The organism is Nostoc linckia z4 (assembly GCF_002608075.1).
Classification (GTDB): Bacteria; Cyanobacteriota; Cyanobacteriia; order Cyanobacteriales; family Nostocaceae; genus Nostoc; species Nostoc linckia.
On sequence record NZ_LAHA01000014.1, the window covers coordinates 38238 to 52341 of the forward strand.

Consider the following 14104-nt stretch of genomic DNA (forward strand, 5'->3'; position numbering starts at 1 on the left):
ACTGGAAATATCATATCCTTGAGTCAATTTAATAAATTCACATCAGAATTTTATCTATCTGGCGATGTACTAAAGTTCTAAATTACGTCTATCTAAAAGTATAATCGGATAATTTTTTAATTTTTTTTTGTATTGGGAATTTTTGAACTCATATTACATTATTATCATAAATGTCAATAAATTATGACATTTGATTATTTCAGTTAGGAAATCAGCAGTGCTACCAAATAACCGTACTCCCACAAACCAAACTCAGCGCTGGAAGTTTTTACAACTTTTTGGACTGGTAAGACGTAATCCTCTTTTCATTTCTCGGTGGGTTTTACGCTGGGTAGTGGTGGGGACTGTTTGTGGTCTATTTGCTGGTTTGTACTGGAATATTCTGGAATTAATGACTCACCAACTAGAAAAATTTGAGGGTGTGAGTCTGCTAATAGTGATGCCAATAGCGGGATTAATTGTTGGCTTGGTAATTCATTTTTTGGGCAATCCTGGGGAAATTGCCGTCATTGTTGATAATATTCATTTTCGTGGCGGGCGTTTGGATGCACGAAAAAATCCGGCGATGATTCTTGCGTCTTTGATGAGTATTGCTGCTGGGGGTAGTGCAGGGCCGGAAGCCCCATTAGTACAGGTTACAGGATCTTTTGGGACATGGGTGAGCGATCGCCTTGGTCTTGAGGGCGAAGAACTCAGATCCACGAGTTTAGCAGCAATGGCAGCTGGCTTTACCGCCTTGTTTGGCGCACCATTAGGTGGGGCGATGTTTGCCTTAGAAATTCTGCACCATCAACATATCGTAGAATACTACGAAGCTTTAATGCCAGCGATCGTTTCTAGTTGCGCTAGTTATTTAGTATTTGCTTTCATCACCCATTTAGGAATTGCTCCGACTTGGTATTTTCCCCAATACCGTTTAGAGAACATCGATGATTTTGCTTTGGCTATCCTATTTGGAATTATCGGCGCTGTTGCAGGTTGGATTTTTATGGCCATTTTTCGCGGCTGTGGTAGACTTTTAACGATGGTTCCTGGGCCAGTTTATCTACGCACCACATTAGCCGGATTTTGCTTAGGTACTTTAGCAGCCTTCTTACCCCTAACCCGTTATTTCGGACATGAAGAATTAGAATCAGTCCTAAGAGCTAATTTTTCAGTTGTTTTTTTGTTAATTTTAGCTTTGGGTAAAATGGCATCCATCAGCATTACAGTCACTGGCGGGTGGCGTGGTGGTTTTATTATTCCGTTATTTTTTACTGGTGCTTGTATTGGTAAAGCGATCGCAATTTTAATTCCTGGTTTAAATCCTGCACTAGCTATGATTTGTACAATGGCGGCTATCAATGCAGCGGTGACACGCACACCCATAAGTACAACTTTGTTGTTATCAAAATTGACTAATTTTAGTCCTTTTACACCAATCCTATTTGCTAGTTTAATTGGGTTTTTTCTCGCACCAAAGGTTCCCTTAATAGCTTCTCAACTGAAATCACAAGAATCTGTTGAGGAAATACAAAGTTAAAAATTTAAAATACTAAAGATGGATGAGTTGCTCTGAGTGTCAATCGCTTCTACAATAATTTTTTTAAAGGCAACAAAAAACCAGGCACAACATCTTCTCCACTTAATATTGCTGTAGCTGGATATTGAGTAATTGAACCATCCCGACGATAAACTAAAGCTTGCTGACTTCTACTATCAATTAACCATCCTAATTGCACACCATTAGCAATATATTCTTCCATCTTGGCTTTAAGTTTTGTCAAGCTGTCATTTTTAGAACGAATTTCAATCACAAAATCGGGTGCTAAGTTAATAAATTTGTCTTCTTGCTCATCCCAACCTTCTGGTAAACGCCCTTTAGCGACAAAAGCCGCATCAGGAGAACGCACTGCCGTATTTGCTAATCTAAAACCTGTACTTGGGCCAAAAACTTCACCTAAATCTTGACTTTCTACCCAATTCAATAGATAGGCTCCCGCTTTGATTTGTCGATTACCCGAAATTCCACCAATTGGGGGCATAGTTTCTAAGGTTCCATTAGCATTGCGTTCAAACCGTAGTTCTGGGTTTTGAAAGCTCATCAACATTAATTCTTCGTCAGTGACAGTATACAAAGACTCTACTGTTACTTGTTCGCCGGTCATAATAATGTTATTGCAAGCTTAATGGACACTTCAATTTTAAACTCAGATTCCATTATCTTTTAAGAATCTGTAGCTTTACTTGATAAATAAAAAATTAAGCATAAAGAATAAAGTTTTTAGACTTCATTCTTCATGCCTTGAACGTCAATGAAAGTGTTTTATTGACTAGCGAAACATGCTACTTACTGAGGTATCTTCATGAATTCGCCAGATAGTTTCTCCTAAGAGATTAGCCACAGACAGCACCACTAGTTGGGGAAAACGATTGCTTTCTGGTATGGGAATCGTGTTTGTGATGATAACTTCTTCAAACAACCCACTAGATAACCGCTCCACAGCAGGTGGAGAGAACACTGCATGAGTGGCACAGGCGTATACCTGACGCGCTCCTTCTTCACGTAGTAGTCGCGCTCCTTCAGCAATTGTACCGCCGGTGTCGATCATATCATCCACCAAGACTGCGGTTTTGCCTTTAACATCGCCAATCACATTTAAGACTTCTGCAACATTGTGTGTCTGACGACGTTTGTCAATAATTGCTAGTGGGGCATCATTGAGCTTTTTGGCAAATGCTCTGGCTCGTGCAACACCGCCAACATCTGGAGAGACAACTACAAGGTCGGGTAGTTGTTTGCTTGCTAGATAATCTAACAATACTGGCGAACCATAAACATGGTCAAAGGGTATGTCGAAATAGCCCTGAATTTGAGCCGAGTGCAAATCCATTGCTAGAACGCGGTTAGCACCTGCTTCTGCGATCAAGTTAGCAACTAGCTTGGCGGTTATTGATTCTCGTCCTGCGGTTTTGCGATCGGCGCGGGCGTACCCATAGTAGGGAATTACAGCGGTTACTTGTCGTGCAGAAGCTCGACGACAAGCGTCAACCATAATCAATAATTCCATCAAGTGATCGTTTACGGGTTGACAGCATGGCTGGATTAAATAGACATCACAACCCCGAATCGATTCTTGAATTTGAACGTAAAGTTCTCCATCCGCAAATCTTTTGCGGATCATTGGCCCCAAGTCCATGCCCAGGTAACGAGAGACTTCTTGAGACAGTTGGAGATTGGCAGAACCAGAAAACAGCCGCAGGCGATGATTATCAGTCAGTCTTGTTGCGGATGCTTCCACTTTGAAAGTTGCAGAACTGAGCACAGCAGATCCTCGATGTGCATTCATAGCAATATTATCATTAGAGATTTTATAGATTTAACCAAGAAATAGCCTAAAAAAACATCTGTGAGTTTTATTGAAGCTTCAATACAAAATTTAAACATTTTTCCATAAAATTATCATTTGGTAATTCTCTAATTTTCTTGGCTTACAAACTATTGATACCTTTTGTGGTATTAAGTCAAGTCTGTCCACTAGACTAGTGGAATTTTTTTGGTGTTGAGGTAAATAACGCTAATCCCTCAAACATTGGTGTGATAGATAGATTGTTCTAACTACCTCATTTATAACTGAGAGCAAAGTAATTACAACTTAAGTGATATTGAAATTTTTCAAAGACAGAACAAGGCTTGTGACTCAAGATTCAGGTGGTATTGTATTATATCCTACGATTTTAACCGCAAATAAATAAACTGACAGATTTAATTCTACGTTCTAAATAACACAATGAAAACCGAAAATACCCGTATTTAACGAAATTCCGATGTTGATGGTTGACAGTTAACACTCATCAGTCATCAGTCAACATTCAACGTCAAATTCTTTTTCGTAAGGTAAAATATCGCTGCATGTAACTGTCGGTCACCACTGAGACTTAATCTTTGTCGGTGACTTACTCCTCGGTTGCCATTACACTCAATCATTCGATCATGCAATCACCCATTACAGTTGGTACTGTCTTGCAAAACCGTTACCGAATCATTCAAATTCTCGGACAGGGGGGATTTGGTAGAACCTATCTGGCAGAAGACCAGAGGCGTTTTAACGAGCTTTGCGCCATCAAGGAATTGATTTCAACAGCAATGGAGCCTGCGGCTTGGGAAAAGGCGCAAGAGCTTTTTCACCGAGAGGCTGCTATCTTATATCAAATCGAACACCCACAAGTGCCAAAATTTCGAGAAAGATTTGAACAAGACCAACGCTTATTTTTGGTGGAGGACTACGTTGCAGGTCAGACTTACCGGACTCTGTTGGCTGAGAAGCAAGCTGTGGGTCAAACTTTCACACAAGCAGAAGTATTTGGGTTAATTCAGTCTTTGTTGCCTGTTTTAGAGCATATTCATAGCCGAGGAATTATTCATCGGGATATCTCCCCAGAAAATATTATTTTGCGAGATCGCGATGGTAAGCCTGTATTAATTGACTTTGGGGTGGTAAAAGAACTGGCAACGCGTTTACAATCCCCTGAGAGTGTAATGCCAGTAACCAGTGTGGGAAAATTAGGCTACTCTCCGAGCGAACAAGTACAAACAGGAGGAGCGTATCCTAGTAGTGATTTGTATGCATTAGCGGTGAGTGCGATTGTTTTGTTGACTGGTAAAGAACCAAGAGATTTATTTGATGAAAATCAAGTAACTTGGAATTGGCAGCAGTGGGCACAAGTAAATCCAAGATTTGCCCAGGTTTTGAATCGGATGTTAAATCATATTCCCAGCGATCGCTACCAAACTGCTGCTGATGTATCGCAAGCATTACAATCTTTGCAGCAACCAAGCGCCCCTAATGCTGATTTTTCCAATTTGCAAACAATGGCTGTCGGTCGTCGCCCTGATTTAGTGACACCAGCAGCTTCACCAAAAAAACCTGCTCCCGTAATTCCACCAAGTCAGAGTAGCTCAGTGTTGGATAATCCCTTAGCGATCGCTGCAATTGGTGGTGTTGTAGTGATCTTAGCGGGATTTGGTTCTTGGGCATTAGTAAGTTCCATTCGCAGCCAATCAAAATCACAACCAGACCAAACGCTTCCCCAAAATTTTCCTTCACCAGTAATTTCTGGTGGTACTACATTCACCTCCACACCCACACCTACACCTACACCTACTCAAGAACAACCTGTTATATCTACTAAGCGTTTGAATTTGGGAGCATTTAACGCAACCGCAGTTGAAGGTACTATCAAAGCAAATCAAATCAACCGCTATACTTTTGTTGCCCAGGAAGGACTGAAGTTAAGTACATTTTTGGAGCCAGGAACCAGTGTTTTGCTAACAGTATTAAATCCCAATCAACAACCAATTGATAATAATGCAGTGCGAGTTATATCCTATGAAGGTACATTACTACTTCCTGGTGTATATACTGTTGAATTAATTCTGCCTCCAGGAGTTGCCGAAAGTAATTATAATCTGAATATTGGATTACAAAAACTCATTCCATCGACACCCACACTCAGTCCCACACCAACCCCAACTATAACTCCAACTGAAACTCCATTGCCAATTCCTACAGAAACTCCATTGCCAATTCCTACAGAAACTCCGTTACCATTTCCTACACCAACTCCTACGCTAATTCCCACTCCAGAACCAGAAAACAATACTCCATTGATTGATAGCACACCTACACTAACTCCCGATCCAACTATTTCACCCTAAAAGCTAGATAATTGGGGATTAGTTTCCAGAAAAATCTGCTTTTTTTGTAACATCAAAGCATCATTGTAACGATGAATTTAATTGTGCGAATTGTACTAAAATGATTTATTAGTGATGAGGCTTTATTTTCCCATCGCTAATAACTACAGCAGAATTCAGAAGTAAAACAAACTCTGTGTTTGACTTTTACCTAAACTGAAATTTGGTGTAATAATCAAAAAACGTTAATTATTTAGCAATCATTGTTGAACGCATTACTGATTACTGCAACTGATACCGAGGCTGGTAAAACTGTTTTAACCACAGCGTTAGCAGCCTATTGGCAAAAACATTACCCGCAGCGTAGCTGGGGAATCATGAAACCGATTCAATCAGGGATTGGCGATCGCGAATGGTATGAAAATCTATTCACCCTAGAACAATCCCCCGAAGAAATTACACCCTTGTATTTTCAAGCGCCCTTAGCCCCTCCCATCGCCGCAGCACGAGAAAATCGCCGAGTAGATTTAGCAATTGTGTGGCAAGCCTTATCTAAATTGCGATCGCAGCGTGATTTTGTGCTGGTGGAAGCCTTGGGTGGGTTGGGTTCCCCTGTCACAGAAGAATTAACAGTAGCCGATTTAGCCGCAGAATGGCGTTTACCAACAGTATTGGTAGTGCCAGTGAGATTAGGAGCGATCGCTAGTGCAGTGGCGAATGTGGCATTGGCTAGACAATCCCGCGTTCATCTCAAAGGCATTGTATTGAATTGCGTACAGCCCCGTTCAGATGCAGAAATAGCCGATTTGACGCCACCAGAATTGATTCAATCGTTAACTAACGTCCCAGTTTTAGGCTGTTTACCTTATGTAGACAACCCCACTGATTTAGAAAAACTTGCTCAAATAGCATCAGATTTAGATTTAGAAAGACTAGTGTAAATTGCAAAAAACTTTTCTAATCTTATGAGTGTAGAATTCCAAAGCGAAAAAGACAAAGGAAAGACAAGCACTAGCATAGAAATCAATCAACAAACAGAAAACGAAAAAATTCTATGTTCTCATTGTCAGCGCACCGCTACCAACGGTATTAAATGTAAAGGTATTTGTGTCGCTGATAGTGATTATTAGAGGATGTTTGAAAAGTCATGATTTGGGGAAAGGGAAAATACCAAACCTTTCCCCGGTTGGTGAGCTTGTCGAACCATTACCCTTACCCTTTTCCCAACTTCTGCAAAAAGTCTAATTACGAGTTGTCATAATTCCAAAAATTTCTGCGTTGCCAATATTCGGCGAGTCTTTTTTCCCACTCTTGCCAGTAATCTTTTATCGCTGTTGGTTCAAACCAAAATACTTCGGCTGGCATTTCTGGAATTGCTACTACTAACAAAGCATGATTTAGTTCAATGCCATAATCTCGATAATAGTTGTTAATTGCTCCAATGTATGCTGTAACTTGCAGTGGATGTTCGTATAAATGCTCGATTGAACCTTTTGGTTTATCTGCTGTTTTCCACTCGCAAATACAGGGAATGCCTTGATAACTGGCAATGCAATCTACTTTGCCAGAATAACTCAAATCGTAATGAAAAACCGAGCCTTCCACGAGTCTGATTGTGTCAATTTCTGCTAAAACTGGCTGAATACTTTCCCAATAAGGGCGACTGGCTTCGGGACAAACAGGATTTTGTCCAAGCAGGTAACGCTCAATTTGTTTGTGTGTTTGGGTTCCGCGACGACTGGCGTTTGTAGATATGCGGGTGGCTGCTTCTGTTCCTACACGCGCTTTCCAATTTAATAATCTGTCTCTATCTTCTTGGGGTTTGGTGACATTAAGTATTGTGGTGACGCTAGGAAAGCGGTTTCCCTTGGCATCTACATAATATTGTTTGCCATTTTCTCTGAGGGTTTTACTATTAATTCGGGGTAGTAGTTGGGTATTAAATTGCATTTGTAATTCGTAATATTTTGACTGCGCTCAATACAAGTTCGTAATTCGTAATTCGTAATTAAGAAAAATGTAATTTTCAGAACTTTTAAATCCTTGATAAAGTTGAGTATATATTGGGTAATCATTCTTGTTATAGTTGCGCTAATGCTTCATCTATATTCAGAGGTATTTCATGTTTTACTGCCTTCATTGCTAAGATAAATCCTTCATCTTCAATAGCTTCTAGCAATCGTAGATAGTCATCAAAATCTATGACTACTTTGCGGATATTACCTTCCATATCAGTAATCAGTTCTTGGGCAAAAGGGTATTTATCAGTTTGCATTTGGGTTGTGATTTTTGTAGTCATACTATGACTTTAGCGTTATTAGCTGCCCAGAACCCCGACTTCTTGAAGAAATAGGGGTTCTAAATGCAGTTTAAGTAAGTGACATTCCACTCTACATATTACTTTTACTTCAAATCATTCCCCTCTGTCTCCTCTGGTTCCAGCAATTCCCAAATTAAAAAGGCAATTTCAATGAAAATACCCGAACCTGGGATTAACAAGTCTGCAATTAAGGGAATTACAAATAGTAAAACTGTCACCAGCTTTTTAATATTGATAGATTTCGTTGCCTTTTGCATTTGTTTCACCTTGAATACTGAAGCAACGGTAGATTTGGGGTAGTTAGTGAAAGCAAATGCTGTTGTTTGTTGGCTGCAATGGGTGAATACCCGGAGATTTGAGTTTGGGGATGCTAGATTAAGTTTGGGGAATCCCGAAACTTTATCCAAATTTCAGCAAAAGTAACCGATGGCGCGTGTTAGCTATGGCGATGATGTCAAAGCGCGGGTAAGGCAGCTATTAGAAAGGTTGTTGGCTTATGCCAATGATGAGATAGAAAACGGTGAGCGTTTTAAAATTGACTTTAATTGGCAAACATCAAAGCAACTAGTTGTGAGGACACAGCTAAGAATTTTGGCGGAACTTGGTGGTTTAGATAAAGAACAAGTTCGAGAAGCATTAAAAGCACTTGATGAGTTTTTGGGTGTTCTGGAAGATTTGCGCGAACACAAACGAGGTTCGGAAAACTGGCATTTTAAGCTGACGCTTTGGTGTGACAAAGGCGATAAAGATGGAAATTTAAAGCAATTCGATGCAGAATGGCAACGCCTTAGAGAAGAAAAGCCAGGCGTGCAGCGTGGTGAAGCGAGAAAAGCTAAACCCAAGCCGACGTTTTACGAAAATATTCCCTTAAGTGGGGTGGTGGAGTTTGTTGGACGTGAAAAAGACCTCAAAAACCTCCACCAGCTTTTGCAGGAAAATGAACAGGTTGTAATAGCTGCTGTTGCTGGCATGGGTGGAGTTGGTAAAACAGAACTTGCCCTACAATATGCCAGGAATCACCGCAAAACTTACAAGGGTGGAATTTGCTGGTTGCTGGCAAAAGCTGGTGATGTGGGCATTCAAGTTGTGCAGTTTGCCAGAACTGTGCTTGATTTAAACATACCAGAAGGTTTGGATGTCTTCGCCCAAGTGCAATACTGCTGGCGGCATTGGCGTGAGGGCGATGTGCTGCTAGTGTTAGACGATGTTGGGGAATATCAGCAGGTTAAGCCTTATTTACCCTCGTCATCTTCCCGGTTTAAGGTGTTGATTACCACGCGCCAATACTTGGGAGCATCTATTAAGCAATTATCTCTGGATGTATTGCAACCAGAAGCGGCGCTGGAGTTATTAAAGTCATTTTTTAAAGAAACACCACAGCGAATTGAGCAAGAATTAGCTGTGGCAAATCAGTTGTGTGAGTGGTTGGGATATTTGCCTTTGGGTTTGGAATTAGTGGGGCGATATCTCAAGCGCAAAGTAGATGTTTCTTTAACAGAAATGTTGCGACGGTTGGAGAAAAAGCGACTAGAACAATCCGCACTTATTAAACCAGAAGGCGACATGACAGCACAACGAGGTGTGTTAGCAGCCTTTGAGTTGAGTTGGCAGGAATTAAACGACGATGATAAACAATTGGGCTGTTTATTGAGTTTATTTGCACCCGCGCCTATAGCTTGGGATTTGGTGGAACAGTGTTTACCGGAGGAAGATGAGGAAGAGTTAGAGGAAATTCGGGATGAGAAGTTGTTGAATTTGCATTTACTCCAGCGCAAAGATGAGGGAGTTTACCAACTACATCCACTGTTGCGCGAGTTTTTCCAATATAAGCTTACAGGTTTAGAACAGGCAGAGGAATTAAAGCGATCGCTTTGCCGGGTAATGGTAGCAGTTGCTAAAGGTATTTCTCAAACACTCACCCTTGAACAAATCAACAATGTCACCCCCGCCATACCTCATTTAGCTGAAGTAGCTAAGCATCTGATTCAATACCTCAGTAATGAAGATTTAATTTTTCCTTTCATGAGTAATGCGAGATTTTATCGTGGTCAAGGACTTTATGCTAAAGCGACACCTTGGTATGAACAATGTCTACGAATTATCAAAAAACGTTTGGGAGAAGAACATCCAGATTTTGCCCAAAGCCTCAACAATCTAGCATTACTTTATAAATCCCAAGGCAGATACAGCGAAGCCGAACCTCTGTACCTCCAAGCTTTGACACTCAGGCGTAAGCTGCTGGGAGAAGAACATCCAGATGTTGCCCAAAGCCTCAACAATCTAGCATTACTTTATAAATCCCAAGGCAGATACAGCGAAGCCGAACCTCTGTACCTCCAAGCTTTGACACTATGGCGCAAGCTCCTGGGAGAAGAACATCCAGATGTTGCCACTAACCTCAACAATCTAGCATTACTTTATAAATCCCAAGGCAGATACAGCGAAGCCGAACCTTTGTACCTCCAAGCTTTGACGCTCAGGCGCAAGCTACTAGGAGAAAAAAATCCAGATGTTGCCCAAAGCCTCAACAACCTAGCAGCACTCTACTACTTCCAAGCCAGACACAGCGAAGCTGAATCATTGTACATCCAAGCTTTGACATTCAGACGCAAGTTGCTGGGAGAAGAACATCCAGATGTTGCACTTAGCCTCAGTAACTTGGCATTACTTTACAAATCTCAAGGCAAATACAGCGAAGCTGAACCATTGTACATCCAAGCTTTGACACTCAGGCGCAAGCTGCTGGGAGAAGAACATCCAGATGTTGCACTTAGCCTCAACAATCTAGCGGCACTCTACGACTCCCAAGGCAGATACAGCGAAGCCGAACCCCTATACATCCAAGCTTTGACACTATGGCGCAACCTGTTAGGAGAAAAACATCCAGATGTTGCACTTAGTCTTAACAATCTAGCGTCACTCTACGAATCCCAAAGCAGATACAGCGAAGCTGAACCGTTGTACATCCAAGCTTTGACACTCAGGCGCAAGCTGCTGGGAGAAGAACATCCAGATGTTGCCCAAAGCCTCAATAACCTAGCGTATCTCTACAAATCCCAAGGCAGATACAGCGAAGCAGAACCTCTGTACCTTCAATCTTTGGCGCTCAAGCACAAGCTGTTGGGAGAAGAACATCCATCTATTGCCACTAGCCTCAAAAACCTAGCAGTACTCTACGAATCCCAAGGCAGATACAACGAAGCTAAAGCCCTGTACCTACAAGCTTTAAATATTTTCGAGCGACGCTTAGGGGTGGATCATCCTAACACTGTGACTGTGCGTGAAAATTTAACAGATTTGCGCGATCGCCTCTCCTCACAATAGCAAAATTCTTGTTCCCAAGTAAAATAATGGTGTTCTGAGGGCGTAGGCGTAGCCCGTCAGAGATATTACTCTGCTCCAGTTTAATTGGAGAAGGATCTGACCCACAATAAATTAGTACAAAATTACCGATGAATCAAGAACTGACTCAAGCGATCGCCTCTGAAATTCAGTTATTTCAGAATATCGAACAAAAAGAAAACTTTCTGTTTTTACTCGGTGCTTTAATTGCTAAAGTAATTAGCTTAAAAAAAGCTGCGGAAGTCATGCAGCTAGAACCAGCAGAATTACTCAAGATTCTAGACTTGATGGGAATTGAGTTTTCGTATCTCTGTGAAGAAGATGTTGCTTTAGAAAAAAGCTGGTGAATGAATGCAGATTATTCTTAATTCATCACCCCTGATTTTTTTGTCAAAATTAAACTATTTGAATCAGTTTGTTGAATCTCCTGATGATTTCTACATTCCTCAATTCGTTGCAGATGAAATCAAAGCTAAATCAGATCCATCTAGCCAAACTATTCAAGCTCTGATTGACTCTGGTAATCTTCAAATCAGAGCATCCAAGTTAATAACCCTTGTCAATAGTTTAAATCAACGCTTGGGTAAAGGAGAATCAGAAGCTATTGCCTTGGCAATCGAGTTAAACACAGATATTTTGTCTTTGAGGTACAAAATGAAAATTAAAGTAATTAATGAACAAGAAAATTTACAAGAAGTAATACAGGTTTTACTCACCCATTTAGAACCATCGAAAGTAATGAAATTTTGGGCAGCCTGTAAACTAAGTGAAGGCGACTATTTGCAATTTAAAGAAAAACTGTTTGCTGAAGAAACAGTTGCTAGTTTATATGCCAAAATTAAAGATTTTCAAGATAAGGGTAATAAACAATCTCCAGAATCAAACCCATAGCCATAAAATTAGAGATCTATCAGATGGCGTAGGCGTAGCCCGTGGAAGACATCGCTCTACCTAAATTGTAGAATGATATGGGGCTTTTATGTTTTTGTTGATAATGCAGAGCGATCGCTTATTCCAAAATAAGCATTATTCAAGTAAATCATATCCCTGTTCGCTTCTTAACTTTCCGTCAAAACTTACTGTTGAACTACAACCATTATGTTGAGCAATTGCGCCGATTAAATAGTCGGATAAATCTGCCTTTCCCTGCTTAAATCGCTGTAATGCTTGATAAACTAAAGAGCGATTTTCTAACTCAAACACGGAACATTGCAACATTAATTCTATAGTGTTGCTAATTTCTTCCCTGCTAAATTGATATGGCTTTCCCCGTAAAACCCAAACCAGTTCGCAAAGAACTATATTCGCTATAAAACATTGCTCTCCTGCTTCAATGATTTGGGCAGCCTGTTTCCACTGCTTTTCATCATCTTTTGTGAGGTATCGCACTAAAATATTTGTATCAACTCCAATCACTTGCGCCTTCTTGGATTGCTGCTTCCATTTCTTCTAAAGTCGCACTTTTCATTGCCGGACGATGTAAAATGCCAGACAAACTTTGAACAGGAACATTGAGTGGAATTAGTTTAACTGTCCCATTTTCATCAATGACAAAATCAACCTTACTACCTATATCAAGATTAAGATAATCCCGAATTTCTTTAGGAATAATTACTTCTCCTTTGGTGGTGATGGTGACGCTAGCCATTACGTTTCCTTACATAAATTATTTACTTAAATATAACGTTTCTTAACAAATGAACACAGCGATCGCTCGACTTAAATTGTAGAATAATTCAGCATATTTGTATTGCATCCAACTTTTAACGGCTATATTGCAACATTTAAGTATGCGTAGCCCGTCAAAGACATCGCTTTTATTTAGATTGTAAATCATCGCCTTTTAGGTAAAACCCTAACTGCATCAGTGTCATTGTGTAGAGTGCCATTGGTTTGCTTGGATGGAAGCGATCGCTTTAATTCAGTTAAAATAGCCTTAAATTTCCACACTTGAGGCGCTATAGAGATGGCAACCCTTAATCTCAATGTTGAGCAAGTCATAACACTGGTGAAGCAACTAGCAATTCCAGAGCAGCGTATGATATTGCAAGCCATCAAAGCAGAGCAAGATAGTTGGTGGCAAAATAGACTTGATTACGGAGAGCTACAAATCCGCTCTTTGAGTACAACACGCGGTCTTAATTGGGATATTATGACCGAACAAGAGCGAGAAGAATTCATAGACAATATTTTGTACGAGTAGTAATGACCTTTTAATCAGGAGAAGGCTTGATGCAATCAGCATTACGCATTGAAACTAAAGTGTTACCAGGCAACAAAATTGAAATCACCTTGCCTGATGATACACTCTCAACCTCTGTAGGACAAACTATTGAGGTAATTGTCCTGATACCACAAAAAACGACACTGGAAGGACAATCGATTATGCACCTGCTTGAAGAAATCCACAAACAGCGTCCTGTTGGCAGAAGTGTAGAAGAAATCAATCAAGATCTCCAAGCAGAACGAGATGCATGGGACAACTAATTCTGCCAAATGCGGCTCGTGTATACGTTGATACGGTAACAGTTATTTACGCTGTCGAACAGACCCCAACTTATGGGGTGTTGTTGAATCCCTTATGGAATAGTCTTCAGGCGAGAACTCTTGAAGTCTTAAGCAGCGAACTAACTCTGATGGAAACCTTAGTTGTGCCACTGAGAAACTCGGATACATTTCTGGTTGATGTCTATGAGCGATTACTGCGTTCACGAAGTGTCTCGGAACGAGAATCGCCTCAAATGCAGTTGATTTCCATTAGTTAG

General features: G+C 40.6%; 17 protein-coding genes. 10 read left to right on the top strand and 7 right to left on the bottom strand.

Going from position 1 to position 14104, the window contains the following annotated elements; translation table 11 throughout:
- Positions 1-217: 217 nt before the first annotated feature.
- A complete protein-coding gene (locus tag VF06_RS13880) occupies positions 218-1522 on the top strand; it encodes a chloride channel protein (protein WP_099066815.1) in 1305 nt (434 codons plus the stop codon).
- A gap of 49 nt (positions 1523-1571) precedes the next feature.
- On the opposite strand, the gene VF06_RS13885 is transcribed toward VF06_RS13880, so the two are convergent.
- Positions 1572-2147 carry a Uma2 family endonuclease gene (locus VF06_RS13885; RefSeq protein ID WP_099066816.1) on the bottom strand — a complete coding sequence of 192 codons (576 nt, stop codon included), beginning with the start codon at positions 2145-2147 and terminating at the stop codon, positions 1572-1574.
- Positions 2148-2312: 165 nt separating this feature from the next.
- Positions 2313-3329, bottom strand: a complete 1017-nt coding sequence (locus VF06_RS13890) for a ribose-phosphate pyrophosphokinase (RefSeq protein ID WP_099066817.1) — start codon at positions 3327-3329, stop codon at positions 2313-2315.
- A gap of 644 nt (positions 3330-3973) precedes the next feature.
- On the opposite strand from VF06_RS13890, the gene VF06_RS13895 reads away from it, so the two are divergent.
- The 3 genes from VF06_RS13895 to VF06_RS40710 all read left to right on the top strand — a co-directional run bounded on the left by VF06_RS13895 (position 3974) and on the right by VF06_RS40710 (position 6807).
- A complete protein-coding gene (locus tag VF06_RS13895; RefSeq protein WP_099066818.1) occupies positions 3974-5698 on the top strand; it encodes a serine/threonine-protein kinase in 1725 nt (574 codons plus the stop codon).
- A gap of 245 nt (positions 5699-5943) precedes the next feature.
- Positions 5944-6618 (top strand): dethiobiotin synthase, encoded by a 675-nt coding sequence (gene bioD, locus VF06_RS13900; protein WP_099066819.1) that lies wholly within the window; start codon positions 5944-5946, stop codon positions 6616-6618.
- Between the two features lie 24 nt (positions 6619-6642).
- Positions 6643-6807: a DUF8639 family protein gene (locus VF06_RS40710; RefSeq protein WP_180267387.1), complete on the top strand. Its 165-nt coding sequence runs from the start codon at positions 6643-6645 to the stop codon at positions 6805-6807.
- A gap of 115 nt (positions 6808-6922) precedes the next feature.
- On the opposite strand, the gene VF06_RS13905 is transcribed toward VF06_RS40710, so the two are convergent.
- From VF06_RS13905 to VF06_RS40715, 3 genes are all read right to left on the bottom strand, one after another.
- On the bottom strand, positions 6923-7627 hold the full coding sequence (locus VF06_RS13905) for a PD-(D/E)XK nuclease family protein (RefSeq protein WP_099066820.1): 705 nt from the start codon (positions 7625-7627) through the stop codon (positions 6923-6925).
- Positions 7628-7757: 130 nt separating this feature from the next.
- Entirely contained in the window at positions 7758-7976 is a 219-nt protein-coding gene (locus VF06_RS13910; protein ID WP_244917999.1) for a RelB antitoxin-like protein, read from the bottom strand.
- 104 nt (positions 7977-8080) lie between these two features.
- Entirely contained in the window at positions 8081-8254 is a 174-nt protein-coding gene (locus VF06_RS40715; protein WP_180267388.1) for a hypothetical protein, read from the bottom strand.
- A 169-nt stretch (positions 8255-8423) separates the two neighbouring features.
- Between VF06_RS40715 and VF06_RS13920 the strand changes: the two genes are divergently transcribed.
- The 3 genes from VF06_RS13920 to VF06_RS42630 all read left to right on the top strand — a co-directional run bounded on the left by VF06_RS13920 (position 8424) and on the right by VF06_RS42630 (position 12230).
- On the top strand, positions 8424-11321 hold the full coding sequence (locus VF06_RS13920; RefSeq protein WP_099066822.1) for a tetratricopeptide repeat protein: 2898 nt from the start codon (positions 8424-8426) through the stop codon (positions 11319-11321).
- A 128-nt stretch (positions 11322-11449) separates the two neighbouring features.
- On the top strand, positions 11450-11686 hold the full coding sequence (locus VF06_RS13925; protein WP_073641684.1) for a hypothetical protein: 237 nt from the start codon (positions 11450-11452) through the stop codon (positions 11684-11686).
- Between the two features lie 4 nt (positions 11687-11690).
- Positions 11691-12230: a PIN domain-containing protein gene (locus VF06_RS42630; protein ID WP_479724679.1), complete on the top strand. Its 540-nt coding sequence runs from the start codon at positions 11691-11693 to the stop codon at positions 12228-12230.
- Positions 12231-12365: 135 nt separating this feature from the next.
- Here the strand turns inward: VF06_RS42630 and VF06_RS13935 are convergent, their stop codons facing one another.
- Both VF06_RS13935 and VF06_RS13940 read right to left on the bottom strand, forming a co-directional pair.
- On the bottom strand, positions 12366-12755 hold the full coding sequence (locus VF06_RS13935) for a type II toxin-antitoxin system VapC family toxin (RefSeq protein ID WP_099066823.1): 390 nt from the start codon (positions 12753-12755) through the stop codon (positions 12366-12368).
- Complete coding sequence (locus tag VF06_RS13940; RefSeq protein ID WP_099066824.1) at positions 12742-12987, bottom strand: AbrB/MazE/SpoVT family DNA-binding domain-containing protein; 246 nt, start codon at positions 12985-12987, stop codon at positions 12742-12744. The genes VF06_RS13935 and VF06_RS13940 overlap by 14 nt, the downstream gene beginning before the upstream one ends.
- Before the next feature lie 318 nt (positions 12988-13305).
- On the opposite strand from VF06_RS13940, the gene VF06_RS13945 reads away from it, so the two are divergent.
- The 3 genes from VF06_RS13945 to VF06_RS42635 are packed head-to-tail and all read left to right on the top strand — an operon-like array spanning position 13306 to position 14104.
- Positions 13306-13542, top strand: a complete 237-nt coding sequence (locus tag VF06_RS13945) for a hypothetical protein (RefSeq protein WP_099066825.1) — start codon at positions 13306-13308, stop codon at positions 13540-13542.
- 29 nt (positions 13543-13571) lie between these two features.
- Positions 13572-13826, top strand: a complete 255-nt coding sequence (locus tag VF06_RS13950) for a hypothetical protein (RefSeq protein ID WP_099066826.1) — start codon at positions 13572-13574, stop codon at positions 13824-13826.
- Positions 13814-14104, top strand: a complete 291-nt coding sequence (locus VF06_RS42635; RefSeq protein ID WP_244917997.1) for a hypothetical protein — start codon at positions 13814-13816, stop codon at positions 14102-14104. Before VF06_RS13950 ends, VF06_RS42635 begins: the two co-directional genes overlap by 13 nt.

What these genes read in the sequence shown, in the direction of transcription:
- VF06_RS42630 (WP_479724679.1), top strand. Translation starts at nt 11,691, where the DNA reads ATGCAGATTATTCTTAATTCATCACCCCTGATTTTTTTGTCAAAATTA.
- VF06_RS13895 (WP_099066818.1), top strand. Translation starts at nt 3,974, where the DNA reads ATGCAATCACCCATTACAGTTGGTACTGTCTTGCAAAACCGTTACCGA.
- VF06_RS40710 (WP_180267387.1), top strand. Translation starts at nt 6,643, where the DNA reads ATGAGTGTAGAATTCCAAAGCGAAAAAGACAAAGGAAAGACAAGCACT.
- VF06_RS13905 (WP_099066820.1), bottom strand. Translation starts at nt 7,627, where the DNA reads ATGCAATTTAATACCCAACTACTACCCCGAATTAATAGTAAAACCCTC.
- VF06_RS42635 (WP_244917997.1), top strand. Translation starts at nt 13,814, where the DNA reads ATGGGACAACTAATTCTGCCAAATGCGGCTCGTGTATACGTTGATACG.
- VF06_RS13945 (WP_099066825.1), top strand. Translation starts at nt 13,306, where the DNA reads ATGGCAACCCTTAATCTCAATGTTGAGCAAGTCATAACACTGGTGAAG.
- VF06_RS13910 (WP_244917999.1), bottom strand. Translation starts at nt 7,976, where the DNA reads ATGACTACAAAAATCACAACCCAAATGCAAACTGATAAATACCCTTTT.
- VF06_RS13940 (WP_099066824.1), bottom strand. Translation starts at nt 12,987, where the DNA reads ATGGCTAGCGTCACCATCACCACCAAAGGAGAAGTAATTATTCCTAAA.
- VF06_RS13920 (WP_099066822.1), top strand. Translation starts at nt 8,424, where the DNA reads ATGGCGCGTGTTAGCTATGGCGATGATGTCAAAGCGCGGGTAAGGCAG.
- VF06_RS13925 (WP_073641684.1), top strand. Translation starts at nt 11,450, where the DNA reads ATGAATCAAGAACTGACTCAAGCGATCGCCTCTGAAATTCAGTTATTT.
- VF06_RS13885 (WP_099066816.1), bottom strand. Translation starts at nt 2,147, where the DNA reads ATGACCGGCGAACAAGTAACAGTAGAGTCTTTGTATACTGTCACTGAC.
- VF06_RS13950 (WP_099066826.1), top strand. Translation starts at nt 13,572, where the DNA reads ATGCAATCAGCATTACGCATTGAAACTAAAGTGTTACCAGGCAACAAA.
- VF06_RS40715 (WP_180267388.1), bottom strand. Translation starts at nt 8,254, where the DNA reads ATGCAAAAGGCAACGAAATCTATCAATATTAAAAAGCTGGTGACAGTT.
- VF06_RS13890 (WP_099066817.1), bottom strand. Translation starts at nt 3,329, where the DNA reads ATGAATGCACATCGAGGATCTGCTGTGCTCAGTTCTGCAACTTTCAAA.